The sequence below is a fragment of the Embleya sp. NPDC050154 genome, assembly GCF_044460165.1.
Classification (GTDB): Bacteria; Actinomycetota; Actinomycetes; order Streptomycetales; family Streptomycetaceae; genus Embleya.
On record NZ_JBITJP010000038.1, the window covers coordinates 86,664 to 99,961 of the forward strand.

The following is a 13,298-nucleotide window of genomic DNA, read 5'->3' on the forward strand; positions in this document are numbered from 1 at the left end:
ACCGGTGGTCGATCGAACAAAGGTCATATCGGGGAAATCACCGCGCCGTCACGGCGGCTGACCGCGATGGTGGCCGAGCGCTCGCGGGAGTCCGGTCGGTCGGCGTGTCGAACGTTGACAAAGACGGTGCGGCCGTCCGGATTGCCCGAGACCCCGTTGAAACGAGCCCCGTGGGGCGCGGTGGCCACACGAACGACCGTGCCCGACTCCGGATCAGCAGCCAACAGGGCGCTGGCTGCCGAGTCCTCGTGGCCACCGAAGACACCGCCCGTGGTGATCCACAGCCGTCCGACCCGGTCGAACCGCAGCCCTCGAGGTGAACCGAGCGTCGCGGCGGGAACCCCGGCTCGCCCGCGACCGTCGTCACCCATCGCTGCGAATCGCCATCGGAACGACCGCACGGCAGGATCGCTTCCGATCTCGTGCCATTGCAGGATGCGCCCGGTGTCCGCGCCGGGGCCCAAAGCCATGGCGGGAGTTGCGCACGACGAGGCGTGGCACCCCTTGACCGAGGCAACGTCGGCCAGCGCGAGGAATCCGTCTCCCAGTCGGGGGTGGAGCGCGACCTGCTGGGGCCGGCCCAACGGGGTCGCCCGGACGGCGTCGGCGGCCTGTCGAGTGCGCAGCAGTACATCTGCCTGGTCTCGCCAACCGTTGCGGCGAATGAGCGGACCGCTACCGTGAATCAACGGCAGCCAGTGGCCCGAGCCGTCCTCGTCGAATCTGGCCACCAGCAGGGTTCCGTGGTCCAGGGGACTTCGACCGCTGCGGACATGTGTCCGCCAGGGGCGATCCCCGACGAACTTGTACAGATAGCCGCCGTCCTCGTCGTCTCCGCTGTAGGCGACGACGCGACCGTGCGCTTCGGTGACGGTCGCGCCCGCGTGACCGAACCGTCCCAGGGCGGTCCTCTTGACGGGGAGGGATTTCTCATCGGCCGGGTCGATCTCGACGACCCAGCCGTAGCGGTTCGGCTCGCGTGGGCTGGCCGACACGTCGAACCGGTCGTCCGCCCGGTGCCAGCAATGGCCGTACCCGAAGGCGTCCAGGCCGTAGCGGCGCTCGTTCTCGTCGGGGCTCCAGGCCGGATCGTCCGTCCCGAAGAACCGGTTGAAGTTCTCCTCACACGCCAGGACGGTGCCCCAGGGCGTCGCTCCATGGAAACTTGCCGCCAGAACCCCCATCGCCGGCAGAGAAGTGCGCAACTCGGGTCGGTCGCTGCCCACCGGCCCGGAGAACGCTGTGGGCGTGACCCCGGTAATCCGCCGATTGGCCGGTGCCGTCGTCGTGCGTGAACCGTCACCATCCTTGCGAACGGCGACGATCGTGACACCCACGGCCGCAAGCATCTCCTCCAAGTCGGCCTTGATCAGCGGCCGTCCACTCCGGCCCAGCGCCGTCTCGACGCCGCCGACGTACTCGTGACCGATCATCAACAATCCCCGCTCTTCACCGTCGCGACCCATTCCGGTGGGCTGGAAGTGCAGGCCACTGTGGTGTGTGCCGACACGCTCGGGACGAGACTGGTTGCCGGCTGGTATCGCTGCGCCCCACGGGGCGATGGCCTCGGCCGTGTACCGCGGATCGACCACCACGGCGTCGGGGCTGTCGGCCGGGGACGGGACGGTCCCCGCCGAACCGGCGGCTTGGGGTACGGCAACGGAGGGAGCGGCCGTGTGAATCCAAGCCGCCGAGGCGATCGCGCCGACGACGAGCGTCCGGCGGGTGGGGGCCGGACGAGATCCGGATGCGAACTCTGCTGACACAGGTCACCTCGCTCAACTGAGCTGTCGATCGCTGGCGATCATCTGCCGAACTCGAAGGTCGTGCTGTGGCGCGTGTCCCGCAGCAGGGTGGAGCACCGTGGCAGGACGGATGGTGTGCCCGAGGGGCGAAATCAATGATTCTTGTGTGGCCGCGGATCCGAAGGGCTGTGGATGGTCACTCTCACCACGGATCCCCGACCGCTGGGAGGTATCGGCGAACGGCGATTGGCTCGGGGCTGATGGGAATACCGGGTCGCCCGAGCCGAATGAGCATCGGCGAGCGCGTGCCATTGCCGGGAGCCGGGAGCAACGGTGGCCCGTGCGGTCGCCACACGGGCCACCGAATTCCGAGCATCAGGGCCGATATATATTCCGGGTGTCAGGTGCCGATGCTCCTCCAGTCGGAGCAAGTTCCTTCGGAAACGCTGTCCGAGGGGTAATTCCCGGAGCAGGCACGGAAGCTCACCGACTTGAGAGTCACCCCGGGCTGGTTCTCAGGGAACGACTTGTTGACGTACCGCCAGCCCGCAGCCTGACCGGCGGTGTTCCAGATCGTGCCCTGCCGCACTATCGCTCCGGTCGGGCTCACCTCGTCATCGAAGAATCGCCACTGAATCACGACCGGATAAGTGTCGGCCCAGGTGTCCTTGATCCTGAACCACTCTCCCAGAGGCGCAAAGCAGCCCTGGCCGTTTGCGCTCCCGGACGTGCAGTACCAAGTTTGACTGTCACTGGGGCCGACGGAATCGGTGGCCAATTGCTTCCCGTCCGCGGCCTGAGCATTGGTCGTGGTCGCCAACACCAGTATCCCGGCGGCTGCGAGTGTCGTCAGGATGGAACGAATCTTCATGGATTCCCCGTCTCATTCTTCGCAATTCTCCAGCCATACACATCGAGCCGGACTCATCAGGCCGTGGAAACCGGCTTTGCGGAGTCACGCGGTGATTCCCGGTCGGTACAGCCGAGGCATCCCATGGTGGCTCGCCACGCGAGACGCCTCTTCCAAGGCGGCGGTCAGCTGCGGTGACTTCCTGCGGGTGACTTGTACGAAGCCCGGTAAGGAGCCGGTACACAGTCGACGCGTGGTCGATATGCGGTTCGGAAGGTCGATGCCTGTCGAGAACCAGCGTGCCGAGAAGCGATCAGGAAGTCCTTGTCGTGGCCTGCACGGTTCTTGTCGGTTCTCGCACGGCGTCGCTTTGATGATGGTTTCGGTAATCTCCGGGGGGCATGCCGTACGCGGATCGAAAGACGCGGCTGAAGTTGGCTCCGTCCTTGAAACCCCACTGGACCGCGATGGCCAGGACCGAGCGGGAACGCTGGGCGGGATCGGCCAGATCGCGCCTGCAGCGTTCGAGCCGACTCCTGCGGATCCAGTCGGCCACCGTGAGACCCTGATCCTGAAAGAGCTTGTAAAGGTAGCGCGTGGAGATTTGGTGAGCTGCGGCAATGGTGTCCGGCGAGAGGTCGGGGTCGCCGAGGTGTTCCCGGATGAACGCGTGAACCTGTGCTTGTATCGCCCTGCGATGTGTCTCCGGCGGCAGGGTGTCGTTGGATTCCAGCTCGTGTGAGCACAGAGCGGCGGACAGGTCCACGGTGATGGCCGCCAGGCGGACGGCGTCCGCCGGGGTATAGCCGGCAGCGTTCGTGACCAGTTGGTCGAGATGACCGGCGAGCAAGGCACCGAACCCTTCCCGACTCGGCAAAGAAGCTGCCAGGAGCGGGTCGAGAGTCTCCGTTCGGATGGGGAAGAGCTTCCTCGGCACCTGCAGGATCACACAGCCGGCGACCGAGCCGTGTTCGGCGGTCGCCCAAGCGGTGAAGGGTTGAGAGGTGTCGTAGAAGACCAGCGTCTGCGAGGTGAGCACGGCCTCACGGCCCGCCTGAGCAACCCCGATTCCCCCGCGCCGGTGGAACACGAAGTAGAGGATGTCCGGGTCGGATTGCCGGATCAGTTTGGGGGTCCGCCTCACCTGTAACGGACTGTAGGTGAGTGTGGATACCTGCACGGAGCCGAGATCGAGCAGGCGTATCGAGCCCCGGAAGTCGTCCTGATGATCGGTGCGGATCAACGTCGGCAGATGAGACCTGGTGCCGGATTCGTACCAGCTCGCCCAACGGTCCTCCTTGGGTAAGTCCTCGGTACTGAAGGTGTTCTCGATCATCACCCGCTCCATTCGGTCGAGCCGCTTCTCTCTCGCTGCCCACTCAACGGAACCACGCCGTTCGTCCATCCGCGGTAAGGACGAACGGCGTGGCTTCTTCGAGGGAATGGCGCTGTTCGTCCTTGCGTTGGCGGTACGGCGCCCCGGTCATCCCGCGGACCGCGCTCGGGAACGTGTCTTTCGGCGCCGACCACGTCAAACGCCACCTGCCGGGCATGACGCCGCAACAGCATCGCGCCCGTGGTGATCCGAGCCGCCCGATCCCGGTACATCGTTGTCACGAGAGCGAACAAGAGGCACTCGCCCGATATCCGAGCCACAACCAGGCGGAGTCGGACCGCTGCCGCTGTTCGTCGGCAGTCATGCCCGCCCAACATTCCTTCCACGGCGATGCGTCCTGGAGCGGCTGTGCCGGGCGCCGCGCGGTGTGTCCACATTGCTCTGAACCCTGCGCGGTCGACTTGTACGAAGGCGCACTCTCCGACCAGAGTCGACCGACGCGCGCACCGGCACGCGTCGCGGACGGAGGTCGTCGATATGTCCATGGAATCGAGGAACAGTGGCGAGTACGTGGAGCGTCTCCCCTCCGAACGGTTACGGGACCAGGTTGTGATGTACAGAGGTCATCGCACCGCGCGGCGAGGACCGGTCAGGCTCACGCTCCCCTCGGCCACCGTGACGTTGATCCTTGGATGGGAGATCCCCTCCACCTGTTCCACGAGAGCCGGAGCGCGCCGGCGGCGCGCACGACGTGGCACGCGATGCTCGCCGGTCTGCGGGCGTCGTCGATCAGGGGCGGATACGCGGGCATCGCGGAGGCGGTGGAGGTGGAGTTCACACCCCTCGGCGCCTACATGTGCCTGGGGTTGCCGCTGCACCACCTGACGAACGACCACATGCACCCGGATGCGGTGCTGGGAGCCGGCTGGTCGACCGGGCTCACCGAGCAACTCGCCGCAGTGCCGGACTGGGAAGGCCGCTGGAGAGTCGTCGAGAACGCCCTCGCGCGGCGGATGGCGGACGCTCCGACGCCGTCGCCGGTCGTCGCCGAGGCGTGGAGCCGCCTGCGTGCCTGCCACGGGCGGCTGTCCGTCAAGGACCTGGCCGCCGCAACCGGCCGCGGCACACGGCGACTGCAAATGCTCTTCCGCGAACAGATCGGACTACCACCGCAATCCGTCAGCCGGATCCTGCGGTTCCAACGGGCACTCACCCTGCCGCCCCACGCCTGCCGGTCGCTCGCCGACCGGGCGGCCGCGTGCGGCTACCACGACCAGGCACACATGAACCGTGACTTCCGCGACCTGGCCGGACTCACCCCCGCACAGCTGCGCCTTCTCGCAGACCGAGCCGCCTCCCGAGGCCGGGCCCCCCTCGAAGGACGCCTGGCCGACGTCTTCGACCACTGAAACCGCCACCCACCAGAACCCGAATGTCTGCCCGGCGGTCCCGCAACTCCTCGACGAGGATGCCGGGCGAATCCAGGCCGCCATGGCGGACGCGGGCGTTGCCCCTGTCGGCGTCTGACGGCGGGGTGCGTGCGCACCACCCGCCGTCTCAGTTCTGAACGGGCGCCCTGCCGAACACGCCGGTCATGCCCGCCCGCTCGCGGAGCACGGAGTGGAGGCGATGCTCGCCGGGCCGCCACCCGGATTCCGCCGGCGCCGTGGGGGTCGGTGGCGGGATACGTCGGTTCCTGCGGGGTGGCCTGGCGGTGATTGTCCTTCCACGGGAGGTCGGCGGCCGTGAGAACGATGCCCGGTTCGGTGCAGTGCACACGGGTGATGTGCTCGGAGGCGGCCCGCACTGGAGGGCGAGCCACATCGAGTTCACTGGCGGCGGGGGTTCTGCACTGGCCGACTGGACGCAGAAGTCGGCTTGAACGCCGCAGACACGATCCGGCCGATCCCGCCCTGCGCTCCCGCCCGGTCCTGGCCGTTGCGACCCGGTGGGGTTTCACCGACGGCGCCAACTTCAGCCGCACCCTTCGAACTGCGTACAGCACACCTCCCGGGGAGCACCGAAACCCTCACAATTCCGACGCCGTGCGAGAACGGACAAGAACCGTGCAGGCCACGACAACGACTTCCCGAACGCTTCTCGGCACGCTGGTTGCGGGCAAGCATCGATTCCCCCCGACTGCGGGCCGGCCTTCGTGAACTCGTTCACTCTCGGTTCCGGGTCAGTGCAGCACTCACAAGGAAAGGGAACACCAGACACTCATCCGGTCTATCCGGGTCGCGATCAGGACAAGGCCCTGACCGGCACGGACAGTCGGGGGCTGTCCGGGACAGCCGACTTTCGTTGCTTCGCTTGTCGATGGGTCAGCAGTCTGTGCAGTGCCCAGCAGCCGGCCAAACGGCCGTCACGGCACAGCCCGCTGCGTCGACGAATTACTTATCCAGCTGCCGGAGTTGCGCGCCACACGGCCGCATCTGGTGAGCGGCTCGTCGTAGGAGAGGAAATCCATGCGTATTCTTCGCAACACCCTGATCGCCCTGAGTCTCGGCGGAGCGCTCGTGGTCGCCGCTCCGGTCCTGCCCGCGCAGGCAGCCGGAGAGCATGTGTCCACGACACAGGACGTGGCGGCTGCGGTCCCGGTCATCCTCTCGCACGGCGGTTGGGTCAAGAACTGCTACGAGGCCACCTGCGGCAAGGTCGTCTACACGTCTCCGGGTGACCCCCTCTGGGTGCACGGCTCGTTCCGGAACCAGTACGGCAACCTGTGGTACTACGTCGAGACGTCCACAGATGCCGCGGGGTGGATCTGGTGCGGGAACACCAGTGCTACCGATAATTGCTGACCTCGGGAGGGGGAGGGCCGTGACGACAATTCGGCGCACTCTAGCCAGCGCTGTGATCGGGATCGGATTGATGATGGGGGCCTTGGCTGTGCCCGCCGCAGCCGCGCAACCCGTGCAGGTCAACTGTTACCAGTGGAACGGTTACCAGCAGTTCGCATCAAACACGCCCTGGCACACTGAGCCCTACGGCAGAAGCCCGGTCGTCTCCAGGGGCGGCGGATCGGTCTTGATCACCTACTACTGCATCAACGACTATGGCAACTACTGGTACATGAGAAGTTCGGGCCTCTACGCGTACGAAAGCTACCTCGAATAACCGGCAGGCCGTGACCACGCCACGGCTGTCGAGGAGTAGGTGATCCGGTGCCCGGGCGTCCCCGGGCGCCGTACGGGGGTCATCTTTGGGTGAGCTCTAGCTAGCGCAGCTCCGCGAAGCGGGGCTTCCCTCAGGAGCCAGGCCAACACGCCGCACGACCCATCCGGGAGAGCCCGTTACTGGGAAGAGGGCACACGGGTCATCGTGGTCGACGGGGAGCGCTATCGCTGGGCGGTTTCACCCGATAGTGGATCAATCGTCCTTGTTGTCGAACGCGCAGAAGAGGAGGGGCAACGCCTGTCGACCAATTTCGAGCAGTCGGCTGTGATCACGCCGGGAGTGGTTGCCGCGGTGATCGAGGGTGCACACCGACTCGGATGGGTTCCCAGGCAGCGGGGCACAGAACTTCGGCTGTGGAATCTGGGCCGGCATCCGGACCTTGCCGACCTGAGATTGTGCCCGCGCGAAACGCTCCCGCCGTGGTCGGAGCGGGAGGGAGATCGGATGCCGGCCTCGGAGGTCCGGGTGGATGCCCCGTCGCGGATGTCATGATCGAGCCGTCGGCGGCGATCCCCGACCCCGAGCAGGCGATGCGTGACGGGAGCGGTCCTGGTGATCCGTATCGTGGATGCCCTGCCCCGGCCGGCCGTGCCACAGCGCAGGCCACGGGATCCTGACGAGAGCCGAGAGAGGGACGTATGTCCGCGAAAGACAAGGACGTTACCGTCGTCCACCTCATACGCCACGGCGAAGTGTTCAACCCGGAGGGCGTGTTGTACGGCCGCTTGCCCGGCTACCACCTTTCCGAGCTGGGCGTGAAGATGGCGGAGCACGTCGCAGACCACCTCGCCGACCGCGACATCACATACGTCGCCGCCTCACCGCTGGAGCGGGCGCAGGAGACGGCCGCGCCGATCGCCGCCCGCCACAACCTTGAGGTCGCGACCGATCCGCGCCTGATCGAGGCGAAGAACAACTTCGAAGGCGAGACATTCGGCGTCGGCGCGGGCGCGTTGCGCAACCCGCGGTACTGGAAGTACCTGCGCAACCCCTTCCAGCCGTCGTGGGGCGAGCCGTACATCGACCAGGTCGTGCGCATGACCTCGGCCCTGGACTCGGCGCGCGACAAGGCGCGCGGGCACGAGGCGGTACTGGTCAGCCACCAGGTTGCGGTGTGGATCGTGCGCTCGTACATCGAGGGGCGGCGCCTGCTGCACGACCCGCGCAAGCGGCAGTGCTCGCTTGCGTCGCTGACGACGTTCACGTACGAGGGCGACCGCATCGTGTCCGTCGGCTACAGCGAGCCCGCGAAGGACCTGCTGCCGTCGAAGGCCGAGGCGTCGTCGAGGACGCAGTTCGGCGCCTGACGCCCTACGGCCCATTCGCTTCGTGGCGGAAGGCTCGATCCGCGATACTCCCGCCCCCGAGCAACGATCAGGGCGGTTGCGCCGCCCATGTCTGGGCCAGGGTCCGCGACTGCGGCGTCATGTTGATAAGCGACCTCGCACGCGAGTAGGTGTTGCCGACTCAATCAGGAGCTGGGCGACGGCAGCGTCACGCGCCGGGATGCCCCGTCGAGCACCGAAGGGGGGCTAACCAAGGTCTTGTTTAGCCCCGCTTCGGCCGACCGGCCGAAGTGCCGGTGAGCGCACCGGCACAGATCCTCACCACCGCAGCTGCTACCCAGGACTTCTACAGGTCGGCCATCGCGGACCCGCCGTCCGGGCCGGTCCTGAAGGCACCCGCTGATCACATCCGTCCGAAGGAGCTGAGCGCCCCTCTGACACCGGTTGCGGCTGAGGCCTCGTACCCGGCGCAACGCCCGCTACCGGGGCTGACCGCCCCCGTTGTCCTCGAACAGGTCTCGGGTACGGCGCAGCAGCGCCTCCCGTACGCGGTCCGGTGACAGGACCCGTAGCGTGGTGCCCAGGCCGAGGAGGTATGTGGCGAGCTGGTCGGCGTCGTTGCCGCCGATTTCGACGATGGTGGCATCGGGGCCGTCCGGGTGATGGGTGCCGATCGTGGGCGGGACCAGCCGTAGTGCCTGGTCCATGGGGTGCGCCAGCCGGACTGTGACATAGAGCGGGTACACGACGCCCGCGATGGATCGGGAGACGAGGAGCGCCGGGTCGGGCGGGTCGACGAGTTCGACGGCATGTCCGGTCGGCTGTACCTGTACCACCCGGTCGGCCCGGAATGTCCGCCACTGGTCCCGGGCCACGTCCCGGGCGACGAAGTACCACCGGTGGCCTGTGTGTACCAGGCGGTAGGGGTCGATGTCCCGGACGGTGGCGTTCCCCGCATGGTCGCGGTACGAAAGACGGGTGCGCTCGCCACGACGGCAGGCGGCGGCCAGTTCCAGCAGCACGCCGGGCGAGATCTGACGCCCCTCGGGCCTGGGAGTGTGTTCGAAGATCGCATCCATCTCCCCCAGCCGGTCCGCGATCCGGGGCGGTAGGACCTGCCGTAGTTTCAACAGCGCCGACAGCGCGGCCTGGTCGCCGCCCAGGACGCCGCTGAGCGCGGCCTCTCGCAGCGCGACGGCCACGGCAAGCGCCTCCTCGTCGTCGAGGATCAGCGGTGGCACCCGGGTGCCACCGCCGAGGCGGTAGCCGCCCCAGGGCCCGGGGTCGGACTCGATGCCGTAGCCGAGTTCCCGCAGCCGGGCGATGTCCCGCCGGACCGTGCGGTCGGTGACCGCCATCCGCTCGGCCAGCTCGCGGCAGGTCCACGTCGGTCGAGTGGACAGCAGCGAGACCAGTCGCAGCAGGCGGGCGGAGGTGCTGATCACATCCCGAAGTGTTCCCCATGACCAGGACCGGAACTGTCCTGGTCCCGTCATAGCGTCCTCCCCATGAGTACCGAACCCACATCCGAATCCACATTCGGACCTGCGATCCGATTGCTGTCCGTCGACTTCGATTGCCCGGAACCCGCCGAACTGGCCCGCTTCTACGGCACCGCGCTCGGCCTGCCCGTCGTCTACTCCAGCGACGACTTCATCCTGCTCGGCCGGGAGGGTTCACCCGGACTGGGCTTCATCCGGGTGGCGGACTACCGGCGTCCGACCTGGCCGGACCCGTCCCAGGGCAAGCAGGCTCACATGGAACTGGGCGTCGACGATCTGGACGCCGCGCACGCACGGATGCTGGCACTGGGCGCCATGGAACCCCCTGTCCAACCGCACCCCGATCAGCGGAGGGTCCTGCTGGACCCCGCAGGCCACCCCTTCTGCATCTCCACGCAGGACTGAGCATCACCGGTCGGCCGACGACCACGGCCGCGCGCCCACGCAAGGTGGCGAACTCCCGTGCGAAACGATTCGACCGAAACGTTTGCAGTCACATGAACGCAGGCGTTCCGGTCGAAACACCTTGGCCCGAGGTTCGGCCAACGTGCCTTACTTGCCTCAAGCCCACAGACCGCCCCGACCTGCGCGTATGCCAGTTGTCACTAGATCAAGGCGAACCTCCGTGCAGCAACGTCTCCAGTGGCCAGGCCGCTGTGCTCTGCGCTGGGGGCCGCTCTTGTCGTCTTTATGGTTCGCGTGTTCGGGAATCGCGGCCATCTCCCGCGGCGAGGTTCACTCCTCGTCGGTGTCCTCGGGATCGCGCAGGGGACGCAGGCCCTCGCCGCCCTTCGTCGCCACGGAAGGAGAACCGGTAACGGCCCAGGAAGTTCACGTGTCGATCCTTGAGCGGCGACAGCCTGGCCACGTCCTCGTCCTTGACGTCGTGCCCCTCGGCCCGGAGGCGGGTGATCGCGGCGTCCAGGTAGCGGGTGTTCCACAGGACGACCGCGTTCAGGACCAGTACCAGGCAGGCCAACTGGTCCTCCTGGCCCTCGCGGTACGCCTGTCGGATCTGTCCCCGGCCGCCGTGGCAGATCGCGCGGGCCAGGCGGTGGCGTGATTCCTGCACGGTGAGTTGGCGGTTCATCAGGCGCCGGTAGGTGTCGTCCATCGGGTCGACCAGGGCGAGCAGGTGCATGGTCTTGTCGATGCGGCCGTACTCGGCGAACGCCTGCCCCAGCGGGGTCGGGTTGCCCTCGCGGCCGAACATCCGCACCAGGTCGTAGGCGCGGACCTGGTTGGTGATCAGCGACCCGGCCACCCGGAGCATGTCGGGCCAGTGCGTGCGGATCCGCCCCAGGTTGACCCGGTGGCGGGCGATCGCCTCCAACGGCCCGTAGCCCCCCGCCGGTTGCCCGTCCTCGGGCACGGGCGTCTCCGCGCGCCAGAACCGCTGGTCGGCCAGATCGCGAAACTGCGGTGCGAAGCGGAAGCCCAGCATCTTGTACAACCCGAACGCCATGTCGGAGTACGAGGCGTGGTCGGTGGCGATCATCTCGGGGCGGATGCCGCCGTCCAGGTTCAGCAACGTGTCCAGGGTGTACAGGCTGTCGCGCGGGGTGCCGCGCACAACCATCGCGCCGATCCCCGCGACCTGGTCGTTGACCGCGTTCAACCAGGTCAGGCCCCTCTTGTACCCGTAGTACTTCGGCGAGGGAGCGGTGTTGATGCTCTTGACCGGGACGACGAACCGCAGCCCGTCCACCGACGCCAACAACCCGCCGCCCATCATCCGCGCCAACTCGACCTGCCCCTGGGCGGTGATCAGCAGCGCGTTCGCCGCAGCGAGCGTGTCGGGGCGCATGTAGTTCTGGTCCACGCTCGACAACCGCGAACGCGTCAAAGCCCGCTCGTTCGGGTCCACCACCGGCGACAACCCGATGTTGCAGCTCTCCGACACCAGGACCGCCACCAGACTCACCGCGACGTCGTCCATCCGTGTAGTCCGGCCCGACACGTGCGTGAACGCGTCGAGGAAGCCCGTCCACGCGTGCACCTCGAACAACAGGTCCGGCAGGTCGATCCTGGGCAGCATCGCCTTCGTCGTCGTCCGCAACCACGTCAACGACTCCGGCTCGCCCACCGCGCCGAGCTTGTCCACCGACAACCGGGCCCGCCCGCCGCCCTCGGGAACGACGATCTCCACCCTCGCCGCGTCCCCGGCCTCGACCAGGCGCTCGGCCATCTGCCGCCACGCCGCGTCCAACGCCCGTGTCAGGTGCCCCAGATGCTCCTCCACCGGGGCGCCCAGGCCCAGACCGGCGAGCACGTCCGCACGCATCGCCTCCCAACGGGCCCCGTCCAGCAACCGCGCGCGGGGATCCGACCAGCGGTGCGAGGGGGAGGCGAACACGTCGCGCCGGTTCAACGCCAGATACAGCAGCTCCAGCACGCACACCACGTACGCGTCGCGGTCAACCGCGCCCGGCGCCAACCGAGCGTTGGAGAACACCGCGCGCCGCCACATCGGCGGCACCAGGTCCGCGTCGACCTCGCGCGGCAGCAGCGGACGTTCCTTGACCCGGCGCCGCGACAAGGCAGGCAGCGCGCGGACCGCCCGCAACACCTTGCGGCCGGCCTGGGCAGCGCCCAACGCGTCCGACTCGCCCAACAACCCCAGGAACGGCCGGACCGTGTTGTACCGGGACGAGAGCTTCTCGCGCATCGCCGCCTCGGCCGAGCCGTCGTCCTCGGACACCAACACCTCGACGATGGCCACCGCACCCGACCCCGCGGCGCGCGGCACGGCCTCCTCCACGGCCGCCCACAACGCGGCGACGTCCAGATCCGCCCCCGCCTCCTCGACGAGCTCCAGCTCCTGGACCAGGATCTTCGAGGCCCGCGCCAACGTGCGCGCCGCCTTCTCCAACTGCGGCAACGTCGACAACCGATCCCGATCCGACGCACGGCGGGCCGGGCTGATCAACCGGGTCGCCATCAACAACGCGAACAGGTCCAACGCGTCGTCGACCGCCTGCGCCTCCAGGTTGCGCACCACCGCCGTCAACAGGGCGGTTCTGCGCGGCTCGGGCGCGCGCTCGATCGTCACCACCGCCACACCGTCCGCTCGCTCACCTCGCACCCGCGCGCGGCGAGCCGCACGTGCGCGGCCGACAACTCGCCCGCCTCGCGAAGAAGCTCCAGCCGGGCGACCGTGCTCTCGCGCCGCTCCGCGTTCGTGCCCATGTCTCGAAGTGTCAGCGCCGTGTCGCCGATCCGCCCGGGCAGGAACCCCACAATGACCCGACCGGGTGGCCGTCCCGGAAACGACCGATTCCGGGACGGCCACCGTTCACGACCCCTAGTGCTAAGTTCCGCTTTGGGTGGGTAAGTAGTGGTCAAACAGTGCTGTTTCGGCTGCTCGGGGGCGAGTGTGGTGCCGAAGTTTCTGATGGC

At 67.8% G+C, this 13,298-nt stretch carries 10 protein-coding genes and 1 pseudogene; 5 read left to right on the forward strand and 6 right to left on the reverse strand.

The window, feature by feature from the left end; translation table 11 throughout:
• Positions 1–23 precede the first annotated feature (23 nt).
• From ACIBSV_RS46145 to ACIBSV_RS46155, 3 genes are all read right to left on the reverse strand, one after another.
• The gene (locus ACIBSV_RS46145; RefSeq protein ID WP_395873536.1) at positions 24–1,766 is read right to left on the reverse strand and encodes a PhoX family protein; all 1,743 of its coding nucleotides are present in this window, start codon (positions 1,764–1,766) and stop codon (positions 24–26) included.
• Between the two features lie 379 nt (positions 1,767–2,145).
• Entirely contained in the window at positions 2,146–2,616 is a 471-nt protein-coding gene (locus ACIBSV_RS46150; RefSeq protein ID WP_395873537.1) for a hypothetical protein, read from the reverse strand.
• A 292-nt stretch (positions 2,617–2,908) separates the two neighbouring features.
• Complete coding sequence (locus tag ACIBSV_RS46155; protein ID WP_395873538.1) at positions 2,909–3,931, reverse strand: helix-turn-helix domain-containing protein; 1,023 nt, start codon at positions 3,929–3,931, stop codon at positions 2,909–2,911.
• A gap of 692 nt (positions 3,932–4,623) precedes the next feature.
• Here ACIBSV_RS46155 and ACIBSV_RS46160 point away from each other — a divergent pair.
• The 4 genes from ACIBSV_RS46160 to ACIBSV_RS46175 all read left to right on the forward strand — a co-directional run bounded on the left by ACIBSV_RS46160 (position 4,624) and on the right by ACIBSV_RS46175 (position 8,418).
• Complete coding sequence (locus tag ACIBSV_RS46160) at positions 4,624–5,340, forward strand: helix-turn-helix domain-containing protein (protein WP_395873539.1); 717 nt, start codon at positions 4,624–4,626, stop codon at positions 5,338–5,340.
• 1,059 nt (positions 5,341–6,399) lie between these two features.
• On the forward strand, positions 6,400–6,735 hold the full coding sequence (locus ACIBSV_RS46165; protein ID WP_395873540.1) for a hypothetical protein: 336 nt from the start codon (positions 6,400–6,402) through the stop codon (positions 6,733–6,735).
• A 19-nt stretch (positions 6,736–6,754) separates the two neighbouring features.
• The gene (locus ACIBSV_RS46170; protein ID WP_395873541.1) at positions 6,755–7,051 is read left to right on the forward strand and encodes a hypothetical protein; all 297 of its coding nucleotides are present in this window, start codon (positions 6,755–6,757) and stop codon (positions 7,049–7,051) included.
• Positions 7,052–7,749: 698 nt separating this feature from the next.
• Positions 7,750–8,418 carry a histidine phosphatase family protein gene (locus ACIBSV_RS46175; RefSeq protein WP_395873542.1) on the forward strand — a complete coding sequence of 223 codons (669 nt, stop codon included), beginning with the start codon at positions 7,750–7,752 and terminating at the stop codon, positions 8,416–8,418.
• 458 nt (positions 8,419–8,876) lie between these two features.
• Here ACIBSV_RS46175 and ACIBSV_RS46180 read toward each other — a convergent pair whose 3' ends face one another.
• Positions 8,877–9,842 carry a helix-turn-helix transcriptional regulator gene (locus ACIBSV_RS46180; RefSeq protein ID WP_395873543.1) on the reverse strand — a complete coding sequence of 322 codons (966 nt, stop codon included), beginning with the start codon at positions 9,840–9,842 and terminating at the stop codon, positions 8,877–8,879.
• A gap of 63 nt (positions 9,843–9,905) precedes the next feature.
• Here ACIBSV_RS46180 and ACIBSV_RS46185 point away from each other — a divergent pair, with 63 nt between their 5' ends.
• A complete protein-coding gene (locus ACIBSV_RS46185; protein WP_395873544.1) occupies positions 9,906–10,304 on the forward strand; it encodes a VOC family protein in 399 nt (132 codons plus the stop codon).
• A 330-nt stretch (positions 10,305–10,634) separates the two neighbouring features.
• On the opposite strand, the pseudogene ACIBSV_RS46190 reads toward ACIBSV_RS46185, so the two are convergent.
• Both ACIBSV_RS46190 and ACIBSV_RS46195 read right to left on the reverse strand, forming a co-directional pair.
• Positions 10,635–12,945: pseudogene (locus tag ACIBSV_RS46190) on the reverse strand (Tn3 family transposase); the annotation flags it as partial.
• 2 nt (positions 12,946–12,947) lie between these two features.
• Entirely contained in the window at positions 12,948–13,088 is a 141-nt protein-coding gene (locus ACIBSV_RS46195) for a hypothetical protein (RefSeq protein ID WP_395873545.1), read from the reverse strand.
• Positions 13,089–13,298 lie beyond the last annotated feature (210 nt).